This is a genomic window from Vibrio sp. 10N.222.52.B7 (assembly GCF_041474275.1).
GTDB lineage: Bacteria > Pseudomonadota > Gammaproteobacteria > Enterobacterales > Vibrionaceae > Vibrio > Vibrio crassostreae_C.
The window spans coordinates 15,465-38,845 of sequence record NZ_JBFRTU010000006.1 but is presented as its reverse complement, the minus strand read 5'-3'; the positions used below and the strand labels follow the sequence as shown (position 1 = coordinate 38,845).

Here is a 23,381-nt window from a genome sequence, read left to right as displayed (position 1 = left end):
CATTGGAGTTGAAATGGCTTAAGCCGCTGCTGTCGTTAGCTTGGCTTTGCGTAGATTTTTAAGCGCGATACAAGTAACCGCAGTCACACCCGCACCTGATGCCATGCACAGAAGTGCCAGCATTGGGTAGTTCATTGCGCCTAGTAGAGCAACAACCGGACCACCGTGAGCAACGCTGTTGGTGATACCAAATGAGAACGCCATTACCGCGGCCGTCATTGAACCAAGCACGTTGGCTGGGATAACCGACATCGGATCTTGAGCCGCGAAAGGAATCGCACCTTCAGAGATACCCACTAAGCCCATTGCACCTGCAGCTTTACCTGCTTCAATTTCAGAAGATTCGAACAGGTCGAACTTACGGCCAAGTCTGGTTGCGATAGCCATACCCAGTGGAGCGACAGGAATTGCACATGCCATTGCACCCATGAATTGAGTTTGACCGCTAGCAATCATGCCGACTGAGAATAGGAATGCCACCTTGTTGAATGGGCCGCCCATATCAAAACCAGCCATACCACCCAGTACGATGCCTAGTAGAACCACGTTGCCTGTGCTCATGCTCGTTAGTAGTGCAGTAAGAGCATCCATCAGCCCAGCGATAGGTGCACCGATAACAAAGATGAATAGACCCGCGATGAATAGAGAGCCAGTGATCGGAGCGATCATGATAGGCACAAGTGGTTGAACGAATTTGTGGTAGTTAAACGAGGTAATCCATTTAACGAAGTAGCCGACTAATAGGCCAGCTATGATTGCACCAATGAAGCCTGTACCCGCGTCAGCGCCATAGAAAGAGCCGTTGTTAGCAATCCAACCACCGATAAGGCCAGGAGTTAGGGCAGGGCGGTCAGCAATCGCGTAAGCAATGTAGCCAGCCAAGATTGGGATCATCAATGTGAAGGCAACCACGCCCACTTCGAGGATTTGGTTCCACATGCTGCCAGCAGGGATCGCCATGCCAGATTCACTCGGCTCGCCACCAATGGCTAGTGCTAGGGCAATCAAAAGACCGCCAGTCACCACGAATGGGATCATGTGAGATACGCCATTCATCAAGTAACGGTAAAGGTCAGAACGCGCTTGTGATGCTTTTTCGGCAACAGATTGGTTAGTCGGTGCTTGTTCAGCTTGGTAGCTAGGTGCATTGAGCGCTTGCTGAATCAAGCCTTGTGCGTCTTTGATTGGTGCTTTTACGTTAGTGCAGACAACGCGTTTGCCAGCAAAACGAGCCATGTCGACCTGTTTATCACAAGCCACCACAATCGCATCTGCGCGTTCGATCTCTTCTTGAGTTGGGCTGTTTTTAACGCCGATAGAGCCGTTAGTTTCGACCTTGATGTCGTAGCCAAGAGCCGCCGCGCCTTTTTCTAGTGCTTCGGCGGCTAAATACGTGTGTGCGACGCCAGCTGGGCAGCCAGTTACACCAATGATGAAGCCTTGTTTCTCAACGTTGGTTTCCGTTTCTGAAGGCTCAGGTTTGGTAAGCAGTAATTCCAAAGCTTCTTGTTCAGATTGAGCATTCATGAAGCTTTCGATAAAGCCTTCTTCAATCAGTTTTGAAGAAAGCTCTGCCAATACTTCTATGTGGTGATTGTCGCCGCCATCAGGAGAGGCAATCATGAAGAATAGTTTTGATGGCTGGCCGTCATCGGCGCCGTACTCGATACCCTGTTGATGGACACCGATAACAACCGCGGGTTTAATCACCGCAGTGCTTTTCGCGTGTGGCAGAGCAATACCTTCTTCAAATCCGGTATTACCTTGTTCTTCACGAGCCTTAATGTCGGCAAGAAACTGTGCTTTGTCTGAGATTCTACCTTGTGCGTAAAGCACGTCTATCAGCTCTTTAAATACGTCTTCTTTTGAATTAGCGCTAAGCGAAAGCTTAATCAAATCTTGATTGATCAATGTCGTGATCATAATGAACCCCTACTCTGTTTTTATTTTGTTAGGGGTATTCTGGAATCTACGGCTTGCCTTCTGTAGTGAAGAAAAAATGCATTTACTGGATGATTGTTGCGTTATAAGTGGAGTGTGATTTTGATCGGTCTAACGGGCGTTTTTAGCCCTGTGTTGACAAGATTTGTCGTGCTTTAAAGCTTTTATTTATAAGGGCTACAGCGTGTTTTGTTATCTGGGAAATTACGTGCCTCATCGATTTCTCCACTGGAGATTTATTTCTAAGACTGGATTTTTGTAACCTAGATCTCAAATTGTGATTTTGCTCAATAGCGCTATGTTTCAGTTACAGGTATATCTATTCCGGTAGCCTTATTGCTGCTTATAAGAGTTCGAATAATGATATTTCATGACTTAATCTCGTCGGTGTTAAATGAGCGAGAACCGTTTCATAACATCTGGTTTGCTGGAGATTTTCATACACCTTCAGCGTGCAGTTATCAGGTGAACTTTCCGCGCTTAGAGCTGGTGCTAGACGGAGAGTATATTAATGAAATGGAGAGTCATGATCGCAAGATCACTAACGTTATTGCCAAAGCCGGAGACGCGATTTTCATCCCACCTAACTGCTGGAATAAACCTAACTGGGATACTGACTGCTCAGTGTTGAGTATGTTGTTTGGTCGTCGTCAGCTGGGTTTAAGTTTGGTGAGTAAGCGCAAAGGGGAAGAGAGCTTTTACGATATTCAAAAGCACAGTATTCAGACTCGCTCTGGGTTTGCGATTGATAACATCTTGGAGGCGCTCAGCTCGTTAGCGAGAGAGAGTAACAAGCAGCCGATGGATGAGTTATTGCTGCAAGCTCTACTGCAATACAGTAAAATCATGCTGGAAGCGCCCGTAGAAAAATCTCATAGCCGAGTACAGGATGTGTATCAGGGGATTTGTATCTACATTCAAGAGAACTTCCACCGCCAAATCACCCGAGACAGCATTGCCTCACGCTTTAGCATTTCATCCAATCACTTGTCGCGAATGTTCCGTCAGCAAGGCCACATGACGCTAGCAGAGTACATTACCCGCGTGCGGGTCGATCGCGCTAAGTTTATGCTTAAGAAATACAACTTCAAACTCAATGAAGTGGCAGTACGTTGTGGCTTTAAGGATGTGAATTACTTCTGTCGCGTGTTTAAGAATCGCACCGGTAGAACGCCGACCGAATATCGTGGTTCAATCTAATATCCCTTCAAATTACCTTTTCTGACCAGAGCTTATACGACCGAAATTTGTATGACTAGATCACCACACCACAGTGGACTCTGTGGTGTGGTGATCAATTTGCTTTGTGTTCACCTCTGCCGTTTATTTCTACACCTTATTTCGAAACCTATCTTTAGGCACGTTCTCTATTTATCCCGTTTCACTAAATAACCCCAATTAATAATATTAAGGGTTCGCTTTACGAGTTGCTTATTATTTTTCGTTGCCTATTTATTGAATTAAACGTGTGAGAGTTGATGTATTAATGCGATGCATTTAATGAGTGCTAAGTAAATTAAAAACCACTTATCGAGACGATAAAATCTTGTTATTGTTGTCCAGTTTACTGATTGAGATGTATTTAAGTTGTTGATTTTAAATGTTTACTTTTCGTCGGCTTGTTCTTTGTTTACTAACGTGTAATTCATGCCTCGAAATCAAATATTCAGGTTTATACGCCCCATCACAACCTTGACTTATAATACTACAAATTAAGAATTCAATAGATAATATGCTCTTCAGATATTCATCATAAAGAAGACTTATACATGGAACTCAATACTCTGATCGTAGGAATTTATTTCCTTTTCCTTATCGCAATAGGTTGGATGTTTAGAACGTTCACCAGTACAACCAGTGACTATTTCCGCGGGGGCGGTAACATGCTTTGGTGGATGGTTGGCGCAACTGCGTTTATGACTCAGTTCAGTGCTTGGACCTTCACTGGCGCAGCGGGTAAAGCGTATGCCGATGGTATGGCTGTCGCGGTTATCTTCCTAGCGAACGCATTTGGTTACCTGATGAACTACCTGTACTTCGCTCCGAAATTCCGTCAACTACGCGTGGTAACGCCAATTGATGCGATTCGTATGCGTTTTGGTAGCTTCAACGAGCAAGTGTTTACTTGGTCTGGCATGCCGAACAGTATTGTTTCTGCGGGTATCTGGCTGAACGGTTTGGCGATTATCGCATCGGGCATCTTTGGCTTCGATATGACAACCACCATCGTTCTAACCGGCCTTGTTGTACTAGTGATGTCGGTAACGGGCGGTTCATGGGCGGTTATCGCGTCTGACTTCATGCAGATGGTTATCATCATGGCAGTAACCGTAACATGTGCTGCTGTGGCTATCGTGCAAGGTGGCGGCGTTACTGAAATCATCAACGATTTCCCTGTAGCAGAAGGCGCATCGTTTGTTTCTGGTAACAACCTGAACTATGTAAGCATCTTCGGTATCTGGGCATTCTTCATTTTCTTCAAGCAGTTCAGTATCACCAACAACATGTTGAACTCTTACCGTTACCTAGCGGCAAAAGACTCTAAGAACGCGAAAAAAGCAGCGCTGTTGGCGTGTATTCTGATGACAATTGGTCCAATCATTTGGTTCATGCCACCTTGGTTTGTAGCTGGGCAAGGCATTGACCTTGCGGCGCACTATCCAGATGCAGGTTCTAAAGCAGGCGACTTCGCTTACCTTTACTTCGTAGAGCAATACATGCCAGCGGGTATGGTGGGGCTTCTAATCGCAGCAATGTTCGCAGCAACCATGTCTTCTATGGACTCAGGCTTAAACCGTAACTCAGGTATCTTTGTAATCAACTTCTACCAACCGATTCTTCGTCCAAACGCGACAGAGAAAGAGTTGATGGTTGTATCTAAGTTGATGTCTTCGGTTTTCGGTGTCGCTATCATCCTTATCGCACTGTTTATCAATTCATTGAAAGGCTTGAGCTTGTTCGACACCATGATGTACGTAGGTGCATTAATCGGTTTCCCAATGACGATTCCAGCATTCTGTGGCTTCTTCATTAAGAAGACTCCGGACTGGGCAGGTTGGGGCACGTTAGTGGTTGGCGCGATTGTGTCTTACATCGTAGGCTTCGTGATTACCGCTGAAATGCTACAAAATTGGTTCAACCTAGAGCCGCTAACAGGTCGTGAATGGTCTGATTTGAAAGTAGCGGTAGGTCTGATTGCTCACTTAACGTTTACAGGCGGCTTCTTTATTCTTTCGACTTTGTTCTATAAACCACTGGAAGCGTCTCGTCAGAAAGATGTTGATACCTTCTTCACTAACCTATCGACGCCTTTGGTTTCTGAATCAACCGCGCAGAAGAAACTGGATAACAAACAACGTCACATGCTGGGTTCATTGATCGCAGTGTCTGGTGTAGCTGTGATGGCGATGTTTGCTCTACCAAACCCATTTTGGGGAAGAATGATGTTCGTACTGTGTGGCGGTATCGTGTTTATCGTTGGTCTACTGTTAGTGAAAGCTGTAGACGACTCGGTTGAGGATGCGAAACAAGCGAAAAAAACAGCTTAAGTTAGCTAACCAGTTAAACAAGTAATTATACATAAAACGGCTGAGATCTAATGCTCAGCCGTTTTTTATTGTATGAGAAAACGAGCTTATAACGATTGGATAGGTGTCACAACAGGGGATTAATGGATGCTTTGAGTTTGACCAGAAGAGATGAATTAGATAAGGCGTGACGAGATGTACATCAACAAGGCTTGTAGGTCGACACTGCTTCGAGTCTTTTGCAGACGTTCATTGACCTGATCGTGAAGCAGGTTTCGAGTTAGGTTGGTCGCCGCGACAATGTGCTCACGCTGTGGCTTGGTTGGCAGAACAAGAGCAATGGCCACATGCACTTCGCCGATACGTGATGCCCAGTCAATTGGGTCGTCACTGACGATAACCGCAATCGAGAGATCTTGAGTCGATTCAAACATCACATGCGGCAGTGCAATACCCGGTGACACGCAGGTTGAAGAGCGTTCTTCTCGCTTAATAAATGCCAGAATCAATTCATCTGGATCTTCTGGGTAAACAAGGTGAGCGAGCCCTTTCAAGCACTCAAATTTGGTCAGTTGGGTTTGTGCCTTAGCGTGGTGCCATTTGATGTCACAAGGCGGGCATATTTGTGGCATTCGCTGGATTAAATCTTTAGAGAATTCATGGTTCACTTGTGAGCCAACCATGTCGTAATGCTCAGCAATTACATCTTTGAGAACGAAACAGGCCAGCTCCGCATCAATCCCAACCGCGGTTATCTGACACAAATCACCACGAAGTAAACCTACTTGCAGCATCGCAACGGATTTGGAGAGATCAGCGGTTCGATTTTGAGTGATGTTGATAATGCGGATGTTGCTTTTGAACTTCTTCGCTAAGCGAGTCAGCGGCTGCGCGACATGTGAGTTTGCGGCAGGATCGTCAACGAAGAAGGTGATCTGATATTCGTTCATGAAAGGTTTAGGTTCGACAATGCTTAATAAAGACTTTATCGACACTCAACAACACCTCTTCCATGGGAATGAATAAGGTTTTAGCTGGGTCGAAGCGGCTTGGCTGTTCAATGTCGATATCAGAGACGATCAACACCTTGTCTGCGAGGGTAATATCTTGGGCTGTCAGTAAGTTTTCAATACCCATAGCGCCTTGCGTCTCAACCTTGATTGAAACGTTGAACTTAGGGGCTGTTTTATTTAGAGCATCAGCTGCCATATAGGTGTGCGCAATGCCTGTAGGGCACGCAGTTACCGCTACAATTCTCATTATTATTCTCGGCTTAATCTCGTCCCTGTTACGTTACAAAAGCTACCTTTCAGAAGCTACCTTGGAAAAGCTATCTTGCATGGAAAATCCAGTATAGAAAGCTCGCATGGCGGAGGGACGATATTGTTATGGGTTCTGTGGATTTTATGGATTGGCGTTTTTTATTCCAAGGTGAAAGTCACACTCTGAGTTCTTGGTTACAATAATCCAGTTAATGCACCTTTCGTCCTATATATTGAGTGCCTTCACACCGTTAATCTTTTCATCTTATTAACCTTATCACTTACGTAATTACTTCAGTCTGAAATCAGGCGAGGCAGAGCAGCATATGGATATCACCAACATTATCGAGCCCGAGATTATCTGTTTGGATTTACAAGCAGACTCAAAACAGGCGGTATTTGAAGAGCTTGTTGAACTGCTCGACCGTGCCGGTAAGCTCTCTAATAAACGTGAATTCCTTGACGACATCTGGAAGCGTGAAGCCATCGGTAATACTGGCTTTGACGATGGCATCGCCATTCCACACGCGAAAAGTGCTGCCGTAGCTAAACCTGCGGTGGCGGTAGGTATCAGCCGTTCTGGCATCGATTATGGCGCAGACGGCGGCGAACTGTCGGATGTGTTCTTTATGCTCGCTTCCCCAGACAACCACGACGACCACCATATCGAGGTGCTAGCTCAGATTTCGACCAGACTTATCGAAGATGGCTTTGTTACAAAATTAAAGGCGGTGGAGTCGGTCGAGGAAGCTCAAGAGCTATTTCTCGAAGCCAATTCAGAATCGTTCGATAGTTACGCCTCGAGCCATCATGAAGTGTATGTCGAGCCACTCAGCCCTTGGGCACAATCTCTTAATCGCCTTAAAGAACACTTGTTATACGGCACCTCACACATGATTCCATTCGTGGTCGCGGGTGGTGTGCTTTTGTCTTTGTCGGTAATGATGTCGGGTCATGGCGCAGTGCCTGAGAGTGGCGTTCTGGCTGACATCGCACAAATGGGCATCGCAGGGTTAACCCTGTTTACCGCCGTGCTCGGTGGTTACATTGCGTATTCAATGGCCGACAAACCGGGTTTAGCACCGGGCATGATTGGTTCTTGGGTCGCGGTCAATCAATACAACACCGGTTTCCTTGGTGCGATCGTGGTCGGCTTTTTCGCGGGCTTTGTGGTTAATCTACTCAAGAAGATCAAACTGCCAGACAGCATGATCTCGCTGAGCTCAATCTTCATCTATCCACTAGTCGGTACCTTTGTTACCTGTGGGGCTGTGATGTGGGTGATTGGTTCTCCTATTGCCCAAGTGATGCTAGAGATGAACCAAATGCTGACTGGCATGGCAGGTTCAGGAAAAATGGTGCTCGGTAGTATTTTAGGCGCGATGACAGCCTTTGATATGGGTGGCCCAATCAACAAGGTCGCTACACTGTTTGCTCAAACGCAGGTGAATACCCAACCTTGGCTGATGGGTGGTGTGGGAATTGCGATTTGTACGCCACCATTGGGTATGGCATTGGCGACTTTCTTATCGCCAAAGAAATTCAAAAGAGACGAACGTGAAGCAGGTAAAGCGGCGGGTATCATGGGTATGATTGGCATCAGTGAAGGCGCGATTCCTTTTGCTGCCGCCGATCCTGCGCGCGTTCTGCCTGCGGTTGTTGCTGGTGGCATTGTCGGTAACGTGGTTGGCTTTATGTTCCATGTAGTGAACCATGCACCATGGGGTGGATGGATAGTGTTGCCAGTGGTTGATGGCAAGATTGGCTATATCGTTGGCACACTGGCGGGGGCTCTAACGACAGCCCTGATCGTGATTCTTCTGAAGAAGAACGTGGTCGAAGGTGAAGTGAATTATAATCAGTTGACCTGTTGTTCGGTAACGGAAGAAGGGCAAGCAGATGTATTGGCGATCACTTCTTGTCCATCTGGTGTTGCCCACACTTTCCTGGCTGCTAAGTCTCTGGAAAAAGCGGCGTATCATCTTGGGGTTCGGATTAAAGTCGAAACACAAGGTGCCAACGGAATAGGTAATCGCATTACCCAGAAAGACATTGAAAGGGCGAGGTTGGTGATCTTTGCTCACGATGTGGCGATTAAAGAAGTTGAACGCTTTGCGAACGTGAAAACCTTGGATGTCAGTACTAAGGAAGCAATGCTTAATGCTCAGGCGTTGATCATGAGAAAGGTGTAACTCTTTAAACCGCAAAGTTTATCATCTATAAAGTTAACTAGATCAAAACTAAAAAGACTCCGCTCAGACCTGTTAAGGCGAAAGTGGAGTCTTTTTGTATTGTGCCCAATCAGTCAGGTCAGACGCTAAAAAGGGTGGTACTTAAATACGTCTTCAACCATTGAGTTGAGTAAATCGATATCGTCACAGGTTTTGGCGTAGGTACGGAGGCCTGCGATTTGGACCTGAACATGACGAGCAAGTTGAGTCGGATCGCGCTCTTTGCTGATCTCACCCAATTCTTGTGATTCTGAAATCAGCTTGGCGAACTCACCTTCCATTATCTTGAGTGACTTCTTCGCTTCTGCTAACAATTCTGCGTGTTCATCAGTCAGTTCTGCGACCGTTTTAGCCAACATACACATGCCGTTTGGTGCGCTCTGTTTCGATTCGACAACCGCACGTTTTACGAAGTTTTCCAACGCTTTGATAGGCGATTCGGTTTCACTTCGGAAGCGGTTCAGATTCAGGATGCCAAGTTCGGTATAGCGAGCAAGCGTCTCTTTAAACAGACCTTCTTTGCTGCCGAACGTCGCGTAGATGCTGCCCGGACGCATATCAATCACGTCTTGCAGGTTGCGCATAGAAGTCGCATGAAAGCCCTTTTCCCAATACAGGTTCGTTGCTTTATCTACTACGTCTTGTCTATCGAACTTAGCGGTCTTAGCCATAACATCTACTTCATTAATCTGAACATATGTTCAATATTTTATGCTGAACGCCCGTTCTAGTAAAGGTGTGTTTAGCTGCTTTGCGCAGGCTTAGAACATCAAAGAGTTAATAAAACATCCCGATCATCAGGAAATAATCTTAATCATCAATAACTTCTACGGTCTTGTGCTGAGCGCCGTAGTAGGTGCCTTCATCGATGGTGTACATCAATGTTGCTTCGCACTCTGGACAATCGAATTCCTCATTGGGTTCAATAGCCGCTTCTTCTACCCATTCCCAACCGATATGTTCTTCGCAAGCGGGACAATCCATACAATATCTCTCAGTTGTTGTCGCATATTTATTGCGAATCTCTACTTTGATAATTCGGCATTATACATATTTAGTTAACGAGGAATAGACAGTTAATCAGCGCAGAATAGGGAGTTGATTAGTTGTGAATCAATCGCTGGTGAGCGTTGAATCTATAGTTAGTTCTGAATATATCGTTTTCTCTGAGCACATAATTGGTGCAGGCCTACCCCTTTTGGGTAGTTAAAGTGTGTCAGATTTCAGTCGCTTACGTCAATAAAATGTTGTCGCATGTGTTTTGGGTATCGTTAGGTCGCTTAGCTAACAGTTTTATCGGTAAATCAATGAATTTTGTAAGGTTAAATGTTACCTTCATCGCATCGCGATCTGTGTAGCACGGTAATTGATGCACATTGATCAAGTTGAATAATTATACAGTCACAATTGAGGCGCGTCTTATTAAGGGTGTGCGAGTTAGATGACTGAAAAGATTTGTTAGCTGCTAGGGAAATGATAATGAAATTAACCGATATGTCTTTTAAGCAAAAAATCATCGCTTTGCTTATTTTACCGATCTTGGGATTTCTATGGCTTAGCGTTTCTGCGATTTCAAAAGGCGTAGAAACCACCAGTGAATTGTCTTCATTAAACCAACTTACCCGTTTGTCGGTTGTGTACAGTGAACTTGTGCATGAGTTACAAAAAGAGCGTGGAATGACGGCTGGGTTTATCGGCTCACAGGGCACTAAGTTTGTCAGTGAACTACGTGCACAAAGAGCCAGTGCAGATAATAGACGTAATCTGAAAACCGAATACTGGCAATCTGCTGAAATCGATTTACCGCAGATCACTCGGCTGAACACTGAAATAAGCCAAAGCCTAAATCAAATTACTTCTATTCGTAATCGGGTCGATTCTCAATCGATTCCGCTGTCTGAGGCTTTGGGTTATTACACCCAACTTAATGCAAAGCTGCTGAGCGTATCGGCGTTAATTGCTGAGCTTAGCTCTGATGCTGCCATCACCACTGAAACCATCGCTTACTACAACTTTTTACAAGGTAAAGAGCGAGCGGGTATCGAGCGTGCTGTCCTAAATAATACCTTCTCTAAAAATGAATTTGGCCCAGGCATGTTGGTTAAATTCATCTCTTTGGTGACTGAGCAAAATACCTATTTCTCAAACTTTGAGGTATTGAGTAACCCAGCTAACGTTCGTTTCTTTGAACAGCAATTGAATGATCGTTCGGTGGCAGAAGTAGAAAAGCTTCGTGGTTTGGCTGAATCTAAGATGAGCGGTTTTGATGTTGATCCTGTGTACTGGTTCTCGCAATCTACCGCTCGTATTGTTCAGCTAAAGAAAACAGAAAACCGCCTAGCAGAGTCGCTTATCGCACTGACAGAGAAAAAAATGTCAGAGGCGCAGTCTGCGATGATGATGAGTATTGGTCTGTTTGCTTTGATAACCTTGTTCGCGACCTTCGTGAGCTATAAGGCGATCAGCGACCTGACGATGAGAGTAAAAGATCTTACAGTGATGTTGTCTAAGGTTCGTAATGACAACGACTTAACAGTTCGCGCTAAGTTCGTTGGCAACAGCGAGCTTGGACAGATCTCTTCGGCACTCAACGAAACGCTAGAGAAGTTTTCAAACGTTATCGACAACCTGTCTCAGTCGAGTCTGACCTTAGCTTCAGCCGCTGAAGAAACCTCACAAACCTGTCACTACAATTCGAACACGCTAGTGCAACAACAAGACCAAATTGGCTTGGTTGCGACGGCGACAGAAGAGTTATCAGCAACGGTAAATGAGGTGGCGGCTAAAACTCAGCAGACAGCAAGTTCCGCTAAACTGGTCGATGAGCAGTCTCAAGAAGGTTTGAGTACGGTTCAAAACTCTTACCACTCTATCGAAAAACTGGCATCTGAAATTAATGATCTAGCGGAAAAGATCACGCACTTACACGAGAGCAGTAATAACATCAACAGTGTGATTGATGTGATTAAGTCCGTCGCTGAACAGACTAACTTGTTAGCATTGAACGCGGCAATTGAAGCGGCAAGAGCGGGTGAGCAAGGTCGTGGATTTGCGGTAGTGGCTGATGAAGTTCGCACGTTAGCACAGCGTACTCAGCAGTCGACAGCTGAAATTGAAGGTTTCATCAGCTCGTTACAGTCTGATGTGCAAACCGCGTTTAATGTAATTGATAACAGTCAGAAGATGTCGTCTAAAGCGGTTGAGGATTCAAAAGAGGTGGAACACACCTTACAAGGTATCTCAGCATCGGTGAGCGAGATCTTTAGCATGACTGAGCAGATCGCAACCGCTACCGAAGAGCAAGCGGTAGTGACTCAAGATATTGCTCAAAACGTCATGGCAGTAGAGCAGAAGTCGACAGAATCTACGACAGGTGCAACGCAAATAGCTGCAACAGCCAAAGAACAAGCTCAGTTAGCAGCTTCATTGAAAGATATTGCGAGTACGTTTAAGAGCTAACTAGCAAGCACTCCAATAAGAAGTAAAATGCCCGTTAGTCTCTACTTTTAATAGCAGGACTAACGGGCTATTTGTATCTGCTGTCTTCTAAATGGCAACAGATAGTCCATTCAATGGAATCTACCCCATAAACCAAGACACGAAAATCAACGCACCAAAACCAAATGTCGCCATTAATGCCGTGTCGCCACCGGCTGCTGTGTAGCTGCCTTCGGTTTGTAGGTGAGGGAAGTCAGGTCTGCGAACCTTAACTACCATTGCGAGTGGGCCCCAGATAGCTAGGAACACCAGGACCATGCCTGCATAGTCCAGCATGCTTACAAACTGGCTAGCGAACAGCTCAGCTAATACCAAAGGTAAGATGAAGGTTAGCGCATAAGCCAACGCTTTGTTGTTGGTCACCGCATCTTTGTTTTGGTCGTAAAGCGCCATCGACACGCCGAGGAAAGAAGTCACCAAGGCCAGAGCAGAGAACAGAGCGATCACCACTTTCAACCAAGCAGATTGGCCGCTGAACGCAGAGATCAACTCAGAGATATTGTGGAACTGGCTTATCGCATCTGTGCCAAGGTTGCCGATAATCGCGAATAACCAAGTTAGGTAGCAAATTAATGGAATCACTGAGCCTAGCAGAATCATATTGCGGATCTGCTTTTGAGTTGCTTCACGGTTGTAGATAACCAGTGACGGGATCACCACCATAGAGGCAAAGCTAGTAAAGATAACTGCGCTGTATTGCACCACGTCGTTGGCCGTGTATTGGCTGGTTTGAGTTAGGTAATCAAGGCGAATGTTGCTAAATAATGACGCGATAACGATAAACAGCATCACGACCATCAAGATGAATAGCCCGCGATTCAGTTTGTCGATATAAGACTTGCCCGAGACGACGATAGCACCCATCAATAGGCTGAAAATGGTATACGCAACGGATGCTGATACATCGACACCAACGTCGAGCAGTAGCTTATGAATGATGTCACCGACACCCAAGATATAAGCGATCAACATGCATACTAGCAACAGGTAAAAGAGTGCATTGATAAAGTGTTTACCTTTGCTGCCCAGAGTGAGGTAAGCAACACTGCTCATGCCACTGTTGTCTTTAGTTTTAGTGCATGCTTCTGCCAGGAGGAGTGCAGAGTATGTGGTGCCGATAAAGATAAGTAGCATCAGCACTGAGCTGATCATGAAGCCAAATTGGGCCAACACCATGGGAATAGCGAGCATGCCAGCCCCTAATGCAGTTCCTGACAGAATCAAAGAACTGCCGAATAATTTCATATTCAAGAAAAACAACCTCAAGCGATCCAATTAAATTTTGTTTGGATTGTAAATAATTGTTTCCAAGACTAACAAAATACTCAGTAAAGTTAGGGGTTAATTTCTAATAAATTTTGAATTTTTCTAAAAAATTTAAGCAGGAATTTCTGGTGTATATGTGTGGTTGATTTAAGTATTCACTCGGTGAGTTTATTTATCGTTTAGTTAACGTTCGTCCATTATTGAATGATTTAGAAATTGGCAAAATTCAGTTAAAAAGAAGTATGTTTATGAGCTAATTGTTTTCAATTCATCAAGTTTAATACTTCTCCTTTCCTGAATCCCGTTCAGGCAATGTCGATGACTAACCGTTCTATGGGTAAAAGACACGCTCAGATCGCTTTATCAATTTGAAGGTAAATAGGTAAAGAACGAGAAAAGTGTCGAAAATTCTGTTGACCTGATTACAACTTCATAGTTTATCTTTACTACTGAAATGAGGGAGAAGTGGATGTATCGCATATCTGAATTAGCGGAGCTCGTTGGCCTGAGACGTTCAACGCTTTTGTACTATGGAAAGTTGGGTTTGATAGAAGCTCAACGCACCAGTAATGGTTATCGAAGTTATTCCGAACGCGACTTGCAGCGTGTGAAATTGTTGCAGCAGTTACAAGCGGGTGGACTGACGTTGAAAGAGTGTCAGGCGTGTTTGGATGCCAAGGTTGACCGCTCCTTGTTACAAAACCGACTCGAACAATTGGACGAAGAGATCGCTCAGAAACAGCGTTCGAGAGATCTTTTATCGGCCTTGTTAGGCGAGAGTGGTTTGCAAGATTGGCATGAATCGATGGACAAGGTGGCGCCTGATGCGCATCTCGATTGGCTCATTAAGCAAGGCTTTGATGAGAAGCAAGCACTGCGACTGAAATGGCTTTCAAAAGACATGAACGATCATGACCAGTACATGGCGGATTTTGAGGTGATCTTTGAGGGTTTACAGCGTTTAGGGCCAGGAACAGCGGAAGATACTTTAGCGGCGTTGGTACACGTTTCGGTTTCTCCTAAACGTGTGCTTGAGATCGGTTGTGGTAAAGGTATTGCCACCTCTGTGTTAGCGAAAGCCTTAGTAGAACATCAAGTGGATGTGCAAATAACGGCGGTAGATAATGATCAACCGAGTTTAGATGTTCTGACTCAGCAAGCACAGGTTCTTGGCTTAGAAAGCAACGTCAAAACCGTATGCGCGAGCATGATGGATCTGCCGTTTGAAGCTAAGTCGTTTGACCTAATTTGGTCGGAAGGCAGCGCTTACATCATGGGTGTTGAAAAGGCGCTAAAGCAGTGGCGAAATTTACTCAGTGATGACGGCATATTGGTCGTTAATGATTTGGTGTGGAATACCGAACAACCTAACGAATCGAGCAAAGCGTTCTGGCAGAAAGAGTACCCGGACATGACGACGGTTTCCGAGCGTATTAAACAGGCAAAAGCAGCGGGTTATGAAGTTTTGGATCACTTTGCAATGAGTGACGCTGGTTGGCTTGCGTATTACCAGCCCTTTCAAAAGCGAATAGAAGCGCTTAAAGCAACGATACCGAACTCAAAAGCGCTCGTCGATTGCGACAATGAAGTTAAACAATTTTTCGATAGCAGCACATCAAAGAACGGTTTGGGTCAAGAGCCTTCGAAAGGTTCTGAACAACGTGATTTTGATTATCAGTTCTTTGTGCTCAAGAAATTAAAGTAAATGAGTAACACCATGAAATTTAGGCAATATAATTCAAATGAAATCGAAACGATCACTCAAGTTTTCACTCAAACCTTTACGGATTCAGAAGGTGAGAACGAAGGTAAAACTTTGGGTGAGCTTGCCAACGATCTTTTAACGACCACAGCTCCGACAGAGCTATTTTGCTTTGTTGTTGAAGATGATTCTAGTGAGTCGGATGCGGATAGTACGATTGTAGGCTCGATTATCTTTACGTCGCTTTCATTTGACGATGAAACCAAGGCATATTTGCTTTCGCCAGTCGCGGTGAGCACTCAGGTGCAAAAGCGTGGTATTGGTCAGCGCCTGATTAACTCCGGTTTGCAGCTCCTAAAAGAGCAGGGTATTGAGCTTGCAGTGACGTACGGTGATCCTAACTACTATTCAAAAGTGGGCTTTGAGCAAATTACCGTTGAGCAAGTCCCTGCGCCCTTTGAATTGAGTTTCTCTCACGGTTGGTTGGCTCAATCGTTGACTGGTGGTGAAATTAAAGTAACAAGTGGCAAGTCGAGCTGTGTTAAAGGCTTGGCCCACGCAGAATATTGGTAGCCGCTTGCAAAAAAATTGAGAAAAAGAGAAAGCCCATCAGGTGTTGCCTGTTGGGCTTTCTTGTAATGAACGAAGACATTCTTCTGGCTTCAATGTATAAATTGAACAAATGTTCAAGATAACACTTGAACGATCGTTCTTGTTTGATCTATATTGTTTTTACACCAACGGAGAACATTCATTAATTGCTCCGTGATTGAATAACTTTAGAACCGAAAATTGATAGGGATAGAGCAATGAGCAACTTCAAAATTCACTCAGTAGAATCCGCGCCAGAGCAAAGCCAACCTATTCTTGAGGGCGCTAAAAAGCAGATGGGCAGAGTGCCGGGCTTGTTTGGTGTGTTGGCTGAATCTCCAAACACACTTAAGGCTTACACTCAGCTTCATCAGGCGTTTAGTGACTCATCTTTCGATGCTGAAGAGCTAACGGTTGTTTGGCAAACCATCAACGTTGAACACGAATGCCACTACTGCGTTCCTGCACACACTGGCATTGCACATTCAATGAAGGTTGATCCTGCAATCACCGAAGCACTGCGTAATCGCACAGCTTTACCCACTGAAAAGCTGCAAGCCCTGCATGATTTTACGCTGAGCATGGTACGTAACCGCGGCAATGTGCCTGAAAGTGAAATGGCAGCATTTTTCGAAGCGGGCTACGGTCAGCAACAAGTGCTAGAAGTGATTCTTGGCCTGTCTCAGAAAGTGATCAGTAATTACGTAAACCACGTTGCTAAAACGCCAGTCGACAAAGTATTTGAACAGTTCGCTTGGCAAGGCTAATCGCCTTTAAGCAATTAAAGAATCAGAATGATGAAAGCCCCGCTCAGTTGAGTGGGGCTTTGTTGTTTGGGCTATGTGGGCCTAATCTGGTTAAGGTGTATGCTTAGCGATTATCTTCGCTAATGTCACAACCCCTTCTTTCCACTCTTTGCTCTCTTCAATGTTGGCGACAGTGAAGCGCAAGCAGTGTTTATATTGGTCATTGGTGCCAAATACTGTTCCGGGTAAGATCCCGAGTTTATGCTTCAAACAATCTTGGTAGACGGCATAACTATCGACCGACTCTGGCAACGTTATCCAGTTTAAAAAAGAGCCTTCTGGCTTCGATAAATGATAACGCCCTTCAAGATGAGGATAGCTGTCCAATGCTTGTATTAACAAGCTTTGAAACTGCTTTTGATTGGTTTGGTAGAGTCGTTTCATTTTGGATAAGTGACTGCGGTATTTGCCTGTGGTGAGGAATTGACCCACCGCGGATTGCATGAGGTTTGAACTGCCCATGTTGTCGCATAAAAGGTACTTTTCGACCAAAGGTTGGTAGCGCCCCGACAGTAACCAACCGATTCGTAAGCGTGAATCTAAGGTTTTAGACAGTGAGTTGACGTATATAACTCTATCTTGATCATCAAGTTCTTTGAGACTAGCGATTGGTGTGTCGAATGCTAAGCTACCGAACACATCGTCTTCGATAATCGGTAAAGAACCGGTGATCTCCAACAGGGCTTTTCGATTAGCCAATGGCATCCGTGATCCCGTTGGATTAGTAAAGTTTGGCGTTAGCAGTAAGGTTTTCACTTTCCATTTTTCCAACGCACTCTGTAGTGATGGGATATCAATGCCATGGCTAACGCTGCTTGGGATTTCAAGGGCTTGCAAGCCAAGTGATTCAAGTAAGAGTAGATTACCGAAATAACAGGGCGACTCGACCGCCACGATGTCACCGGGCTTGGTGAGCGCACGTAGTGCCAAACTGATCGCCTGTTGAGCGCCATGAGTAATCGCAATCTCTTTCGATCCCGCAGGCACACCAAGATCATGGGTGATCTTTAACAATTGCTTTACTAATTGCTCGTCGCCGGGAGGTAATTGGTAATACCCAGGCAATTGAGTTTGTAATCGACTGTGGCGACCAATCTCGGCATACAAGCTACGAATCGCAGGGTTGTTTATGTTCGGGTGCGCAGAACCTGCCAACAGTTTCAGGCGGCCTTTCGGGCGAGAGAGTACCGATTTGGTGACAGACAAGAGGTCCACTTTTTGAGGTTGGCTTGATGCATCCCAGCTGGTGGTGTTCGGTGCTTTCACGCGATAGCCAGATTTAGGTACCGAGTACACCCAACCCGTTGCTTCGAGTTCTTGATAGGCGCGAATCACGGTATTTTTACTCACGCCAAGCTGTTCGCTTAACTGGCGGATCGAGGGAAGACGATCGTCTGGGTGAAAGAGCCCCTTATCGATCTGAGCCTTAATATGTTGTTCGGTAGCAAGGTATTTATTGCCGCTGAGTTCTGCTTCCACGTGTTTCTCCCTCGTTGCACACTCTCAATCTGTAACCATTTAAAGTGTTATATCTGTATCTTTATTAGTTATCTGTACCCAACTAAGGTAACAGCATTGATGAAGAGTTGACCAGAGGTTTGTAATGCTGATTAAAATGATTCCGTTTGTGTTTGTAATATTGTGGTCGTCAGGTTTTGTCGGCGCACGTCTTGGTGTTGAATATGCCGAACCCGCAACATTACTTTCATTGAGGATGGTAGCCAACGTGGCGCTGTTCTTGGTTTTGATTGCAATCCTTAAGCGTCGTATTCCTCGTGGTCGAGCATTCTTCCACGCAAGTGTGGTTGGCATCTTGATTCATGGTTTCTACCTTGGTGGCACCTATCTGGCGATTGATATAGGTATGCCCGCCGGGTTGAGTTCTCTACTTGTTGGCTTACAACCGATTCTTACCGCATTGATTATGATCAGCTGTACTTCGCAGCGTTTTAATTTTGCACAGTGGTTGGGGTTAGCGCTTGGTTTTGCGGGTATTAGTTTGGTGTTGATGGGCAATATTGAATGGCAGTCAGACGACCAAAAAGGCTTGGCAACGTTATTGTGTTTGGTTTCTTTGGTGGGTATTACCTGCGGCACTTTGTATCAGAAGCGCTTCTGTCAGGGGACAGATATGGTCGGCGGTGCGATGGTGCAATATTTGGCTTCTGCCGCGTTGTTTCTGCCGTTCGCAATGCGTTACGAAACTATGCAAGTAAACTGGACGATAGAATTCACGTTGACTCTAATTTGGCTGGTGGTCGTTCTGTCTTGTGTTGCCATCCTATTGTTGCTTTACATGGTAGAGCACGGTGCATCTTCAAGTGTGGCTTCGGTCTTTTACTTGGTGCCACCGACGACAGCAATCCAAGCGTGGCTTATTTTCGGTGAGTCGTTCGACATGTATGGCGCGATGGGCTTTGCCTTGTCTGCTGCGGCGGTTTATTTGGTGGTGAAAAAGCCTGAGTTAATTAAGGCTCGTAGGCGAACAGTGTTAGAGCGGTAGTTTGTATACCAAACTCATCCTACTAAAAATCGATGACTAGAAACAAAAAAGAGCCTGAATATTCAGGCTCTTTCTATATAAAATATTGGCTAGCGACTTTTGATTAGCGTTTCATCAAGCAAGCGTAAGCCGTTGTAAACGGTGCTTCTTGGTATTGCTTAAGGCCAGTTTCTTTGAACTTCATCATAAGAGGGTTGCGCTTAAGGCTCTCCTTGATGTCAGCAGGTGATACAACGGTTACGTCTAGGCCGTCGATCAACTGAATTGCTGCTTCTAGTTTGAAGCCGAAACCACCGCCAGCAAATTTGCCTTTAGTCTGACGTTGGCGAATTACAACTTTTTCTACTTGGTAATCTTCCATTAACTTTGCAAAAGAGAATTGAAAGTCTTTCATATTCTGTGTGTCGTTTGCGTCGCTAATCGCAACCTTAGAAACTCGGCAATCAGGAATGTTAAATACGCCGTCTGACAGAGAAAGAAGACAGATGACTGCATCGTTACCTTTGATTTCAACACCACAAATTTTCATGTTCTTACCTACTTATTTTAGAGCCCTACATTATGGTGTTATTTCTAACACTTCTCCAGTATTTGCGCGTATCAGCAGCAAATAAGTCTAAATCAGAGAGTATTTTAGTCGCCGAAAGTTAACCTTTGATTGAAAAAACATCACACGAATTTACGGTATCGTTTTCTATGAGATGAAGCTCACAAAAGCTTAGCGGGATTTTATATGTGTGCTGTATATTGCGCGCGCATCCCTATTTGAAGTGTGGTTATTAATCCCAATGAATATCAATAATCTTTCGATTAAGAGTAAAATCGCGATCCCGCTGTTGGTGATTGTGATTGTTTTTTCTACCGTTACTGTGCTTAATGTCATTAGATCTAATGCTCAGGCTGCGATTAATAACGAGCTCAATAATGTGGTTCAGCCAGTGCTAGATAACCTAGAAGATGGCTACCGAGATATTTACCAAATTATCGCTTCGGCACAAGGCCTGTTACTTGCTAAAGACCAAGCGGCAATTGAGTACCAAAAGTTTGAATTTAAAGACAACGCTTACAAAGCGGTTCCTCGTTTTGAAAGTGTCGAAACCTTGTATCAAGCGGGCGTGTTGGATCCATCTTCACGTGGCGAGTTATCAAAGCTTGTTAACGCGATGAGCAAGTGGGTGGCACTGCACGAGCCAATGTTCGCTGATCCAGCAAACGCAGACCAATACAATATTGATTACTCACCAGCGCTTGACGCAGAGTTTGCGATCATTCGTACTCAATTGCGCGATATCCGAACTCTGATCGAATTGAAACAGAAAGAGCTTCGCCAGCAAGCCGATGACTCTATTGAATCAAGCAAATTGATCATTGAAGTAGGTATGGCCGTTGCTGTTTTCGCTGCATTTTTCGCTATGTGGTTATCGAATCGCTTTATCGTTCAGCCAATCCAGAACGTAGAGAAAGCGATGAATGAGATCGCATCGGGCGACGGTAACTTGTCTCAACGTATGAAGGTCGAAGGTAATGACGAGATCGCTTGTTTGAGTTCTGCTTTCAACCAGTTTGTTGGCAAGATCCATGTCACCGTGGAGCAAGTTATTCTCACATCGAACGCAGTACGTGGCGAGATGGAAAACATCAAATCACTCACGCAAAGTGTTGCTGAATTCTCGTCTAATCAACAGCGAGAAAGTGAAGTGGTCGCGGCTGCAGTTCATGAAATGCAAGCAACCAGTGAAGTGGTGAGTGGTAACGCATTAGATGCGGCAACCGCAAGTAACGTTGCAAACCATGAAGTGGAATCGGCCGATACTACGCTTGGCTTAACTGTTACTTCGATTGAACGCCTTGCGCAAGATATCGAGAACGCGGGTGGTGTGGTTCAAGAACTAGATACAGACGTGAAGAACATCGCCTCAATCCTTGGCGTGATCAAAGGTATTGCAGAGCAAACCAACCTACTTGCTTTGAATGCGGCAATTGAAGCGGCACGAGCGGGTGAACAAGGTCGTGGCTTTGCAGTTGTGGCTGATGAAGTTCGTGCGCTTGCGAGCAAAACTCAAGACAGTACAGGCGAAATCCAATCAATGATTGAACGCTTAGAAGTGGGGGCTAAACATGCGGTTGGCGTGATGACTGAAAGCAAAGTGAGTGGCGAGAAAACCATTGTTCAAGCAGGAACTGCAGCGTCTTCATTGAGTGAGATTCGAAACTCAATCGGTAAGATGAACGACATGAACACACAAATCGCTACAGCGGCTTCTCAGCAGTCCCAAGTGTCTGAAGAAGTGAATAAGAATGTTCAACGCATCGCTGAAAGCACCATGCAAATGGTTGAGATGGCGAGCAGCGCAGAAAATGCATGTATGGCATTAGCCGAACAGTGTGAAGCGCTTGATAGCCTTGTGTCTCAGTTTGAAGTGTGATCTTCAAAATTAGACAGACGCATATGAGCCGATAATGGTTGCTCGTTTGAATTCCATTAATCAGCGCTGAACGAAAAAAAGCCCGTACTCTATGAGTGCGGACTTTCTTTTTGACTAGGTGATCAGTTTTTAGACCTGATCAATCACTCAGTGTTAGCTGCTAAGACCGTCTTTGTATGTGTAACGGTAGTCCACTTTTACGTTCGCTTGGTAGTGGATGTCGCCGTTCATGTTAGTGATCTTTTTCACTTCCATATTTGCATCATCAATCTTGAACGAATCGTATTTGGTTGTCTGTTGGAACTGTGGCAGTTCTCTTGAAAGCTCAAAAGGTGTTTTTGCGCGTAACTCATCCATAAGGTTGGTGCCTGCATCGTATGCTTCGACTTCACTAGCATATGTGTCAGATTTTAGCGTTGTTTCTTGAATTGTTGTTTTAGTTGCTGCAAACGCAGTGGTGCTGAGTACAAGAGTTGATGCAAGTATGATTAACTTCTTCAAAGGGATACCTTACTTTGTTGTACCAGTGTTTTAGAGATTCTCACCCTAGCAATAGAGGATGAGGTTAATGTTAGGACAAAAATATGGTTCTGTAAGGGAATGACTATAGGTGCCGAAGATTAATGCACAGCGCATATCAAGCAAGGTGACACTGATATCTAACTTCAATACACTGTATGGGTAACCAAAGTTCAGCATAAGGTAAAGGCATGGCCAATTGGGAAGGGGTAAGTGAGTTTGTTGCAGTGGCAGAGCGTGAAAGCTTTACTGGTGCGGCGCAGAAGCTCGCTACGTCGGTGGCTCAAATCAGTCGTAGAGTAGCAAACCTCGAAGAACGACTCGCAGTGAAACTGCTCAATCGAACGACGCGTAAGGTGTCTCTTACAGAGGCTGGGCAACTCTATTACCAACAATGTAAGTTGTTGGTCGAAGGTTTAGAAATTGCTGAGCTTGCGGTCACGCAGATGCAATCCACACCCAAAGGCTTACTGAAAGTCACCGCGCCTGTGACTTATGGTGAGCGCCAACTCGCCCCAATACTGCATCAATTCTTAAAGCTTCACCCGCAAGTAGAGCTTGAGCTGATGCTGACCAATCAAAAGCTCGATCTTATCGATTCGGGTGTTGATGTTGCGATTCGTCTTGGCCGCTTGGAAGACTCAAGCCTTGTGGCAAAGAGGCTGTCTCAACGCCAACTTTATGTATGTGCAAGCCCTGAATATATTGAACGTTATGGCGAGCCGCATACATTATCAGAATTAAATAATCACCAATGTTTAGTCGGTGGATTTGAACATTGGCGTTTCAAAGAAAATAGACGCCCTCGCTCAGTTCGTGTTAACGGACGCATTAAGTGCAACAGTGGTTTAGCCTTGTTAGACGCAGCTAAGCAGAGCATTGGCTTGGTGCAGTTGCCGGAATACTATGTGAGTGAAGACCTTGATTCTGGTGAGTTGGTTGAGGTGCTGTCCGATTATCGAGATGACAAAGAAGGGATCTGGGCGCTTTATCCTCAGAACCGCAACTTATCTTCAAAGGTTCGCCTGCTGGTGGACTTCCTTTCTGAGCAATTGGATTAGTGTATGGCTTAAAACCTCCACCGATAAAAACGGGCTTCAGAATAGAGA

The 23,381-nt window shown here is 45.1% G+C and carries 19 protein-coding genes; 10 read left to right on the top strand and 9 right to left on the bottom strand.

Annotation, left to right across the window (positions count from 1 at the left end; translation table 11 throughout):
- Positions 1-18 precede the first annotated feature (18 nt).
- On the bottom strand, positions 19-1,923 hold the full coding sequence (locus AB4512_RS02640) for a fructose-specific PTS transporter subunit EIIC (protein WP_372174329.1): 1,905 nt from the start codon (positions 1,921-1,923) through the stop codon (positions 19-21).
- Between the two features lie 378 nt (positions 1,924-2,301).
- On the opposite strand from AB4512_RS02640, the gene AB4512_RS02635 reads away from it, so the two are divergent.
- Together AB4512_RS02635 and AB4512_RS02630 are read left to right on the top strand one after the other, a co-directional pair.
- Positions 2,302-3,141 carry a helix-turn-helix transcriptional regulator gene (locus AB4512_RS02635; RefSeq protein ID WP_102482194.1) on the top strand — a complete coding sequence of 280 codons (840 nt, stop codon included), beginning with the start codon at positions 2,302-2,304 and terminating at the stop codon, positions 3,139-3,141.
- Positions 3,142-3,710: 569 nt separating this feature from the next.
- Complete coding sequence (locus AB4512_RS02630) at positions 3,711-5,489, top strand: sodium:solute symporter family protein (RefSeq protein WP_017087664.1); 1,779 nt, start codon at positions 3,711-3,713, stop codon at positions 5,487-5,489.
- 155 nt (positions 5,490-5,644) lie between these two features.
- Here AB4512_RS02630 and AB4512_RS02625 read toward each other — a convergent pair whose 3' ends face one another.
- Positions 5,645-6,418: a PTS sugar transporter subunit IIA gene (locus AB4512_RS02625; RefSeq protein ID WP_017092229.1), complete on the bottom strand. Its 774-nt coding sequence runs from the start codon at positions 6,416-6,418 to the stop codon at positions 5,645-5,647.
- 7 nt (positions 6,419-6,425) lie between these two features.
- Complete coding sequence (locus AB4512_RS02620) at positions 6,426-6,728, bottom strand: PTS fructose transporter subunit IIB (protein WP_017069788.1); 303 nt, start codon at positions 6,726-6,728, stop codon at positions 6,426-6,428.
- A gap of 328 nt (positions 6,729-7,056) precedes the next feature.
- Between AB4512_RS02620 and AB4512_RS02615 the strand changes: the two genes are divergently transcribed.
- Positions 7,057-8,922, top strand: a complete 1,866-nt coding sequence (locus tag AB4512_RS02615) for a fructose-specific PTS transporter subunit EIIC (RefSeq protein ID WP_372174327.1) — start codon at positions 7,057-7,059, stop codon at positions 8,920-8,922.
- Positions 8,923-9,047: 125 nt separating this feature from the next.
- Here the strand turns inward: AB4512_RS02615 and AB4512_RS02610 are convergent, their stop codons facing one another.
- A complete protein-coding gene (locus AB4512_RS02610; RefSeq protein ID WP_017061660.1) occupies positions 9,048-9,632 on the bottom strand; it encodes a TetR/AcrR family transcriptional regulator in 585 nt (194 codons plus the stop codon).
- 139 nt (positions 9,633-9,771) lie between these two features.
- A complete protein-coding gene (locus AB4512_RS02605) occupies positions 9,772-9,945 on the bottom strand; it encodes a hypothetical protein (protein ID WP_017061661.1) in 174 nt (57 codons plus the stop codon).
- A gap of 495 nt (positions 9,946-10,440) precedes the next feature.
- On the opposite strand from AB4512_RS02605, the gene AB4512_RS02600 reads away from it, so the two are divergent.
- Positions 10,441-12,420, top strand: coding sequence for a methyl-accepting chemotaxis protein (locus tag AB4512_RS02600; protein WP_017069791.1), 1,980 nt, complete (start codon positions 10,441-10,443; stop codon positions 12,418-12,420).
- A gap of 120 nt (positions 12,421-12,540) precedes the next feature.
- On the opposite strand, the gene AB4512_RS02595 is transcribed toward AB4512_RS02600, so the two are convergent.
- A complete protein-coding gene (locus AB4512_RS02595; RefSeq protein ID WP_017061663.1) occupies positions 12,541-13,704 on the bottom strand; it encodes an amino acid permease in 1,164 nt (387 codons plus the stop codon).
- Positions 13,705-14,194: 490 nt separating this feature from the next.
- Here AB4512_RS02595 and AB4512_RS02590 point away from each other — a divergent pair, with 490 nt between their 5' ends.
- The 3 genes from AB4512_RS02590 (at position 14,195) to AB4512_RS02580 (ending at position 16,785) form a co-directional block, all read left to right on the top strand.
- On the top strand, positions 14,195-15,430 hold the full coding sequence (locus AB4512_RS02590; RefSeq protein WP_372174325.1) for a MerR family transcriptional regulator: 1,236 nt from the start codon (positions 14,195-14,197) through the stop codon (positions 15,428-15,430).
- On the top strand, positions 15,431-16,000 hold the full coding sequence (locus AB4512_RS02585; RefSeq protein WP_017064937.1) for a GNAT family N-acetyltransferase: 570 nt from the start codon (positions 15,431-15,433) through the stop codon (positions 15,998-16,000). It begins immediately after the preceding gene.
- Positions 16,001-16,236: 236 nt separating this feature from the next.
- On the top strand, positions 16,237-16,785 hold the full coding sequence (locus tag AB4512_RS02580; RefSeq protein ID WP_017061666.1) for a carboxymuconolactone decarboxylase family protein: 549 nt from the start codon (positions 16,237-16,239) through the stop codon (positions 16,783-16,785).
- Between the two features lie 90 nt (positions 16,786-16,875).
- On the opposite strand, the gene AB4512_RS02575 is transcribed toward AB4512_RS02580, so the two are convergent.
- Entirely contained in the window at positions 16,876-18,303 is a 1,428-nt protein-coding gene (locus AB4512_RS02575) for a PLP-dependent aminotransferase family protein (RefSeq protein WP_243585097.1), read from the bottom strand.
- Positions 18,304-18,427: 124 nt separating this feature from the next.
- On the opposite strand from AB4512_RS02575, the gene AB4512_RS02570 reads away from it, so the two are divergent.
- Complete coding sequence (locus AB4512_RS02570; RefSeq protein WP_102429238.1) at positions 18,428-19,327, top strand: DMT family transporter; 900 nt, start codon at positions 18,428-18,430, stop codon at positions 19,325-19,327.
- A gap of 103 nt (positions 19,328-19,430) precedes the next feature.
- Here the strand turns inward: AB4512_RS02570 and AB4512_RS02565 are convergent, their stop codons facing one another.
- Complete coding sequence (locus AB4512_RS02565) at positions 19,431-19,856, bottom strand: DUF3010 family protein (protein WP_017071370.1); 426 nt, start codon at positions 19,854-19,856, stop codon at positions 19,431-19,433.
- A 259-nt stretch (positions 19,857-20,115) separates the two neighbouring features.
- Between AB4512_RS02565 and AB4512_RS02560 the strand changes: the two genes are divergently transcribed.
- Positions 20,116-21,753 (top strand): methyl-accepting chemotaxis protein, encoded by a 1,638-nt coding sequence (locus tag AB4512_RS02560; protein ID WP_372174431.1) that lies wholly within the window; start codon positions 20,116-20,118, stop codon positions 21,751-21,753.
- Between the two features lie 153 nt (positions 21,754-21,906).
- Here AB4512_RS02560 and AB4512_RS02555 read toward each other — a convergent pair whose 3' ends face one another.
- Positions 21,907-22,254, bottom strand: a complete 348-nt coding sequence (locus AB4512_RS02555; RefSeq protein WP_017064934.1) for a DUF3316 domain-containing protein — start codon at positions 22,252-22,254, stop codon at positions 21,907-21,909.
- Between the two features lie 209 nt (positions 22,255-22,463).
- Here AB4512_RS02555 and AB4512_RS02550 point away from each other — a divergent pair, with 209 nt between their 5' ends.
- The gene (locus AB4512_RS02550) at positions 22,464-23,333 is read left to right on the top strand and encodes a LysR family transcriptional regulator (protein ID WP_017064933.1); all 870 of its coding nucleotides are present in this window, start codon (positions 22,464-22,466) and stop codon (positions 23,331-23,333) included.
- Positions 23,334-23,381 lie beyond the last annotated feature (48 nt).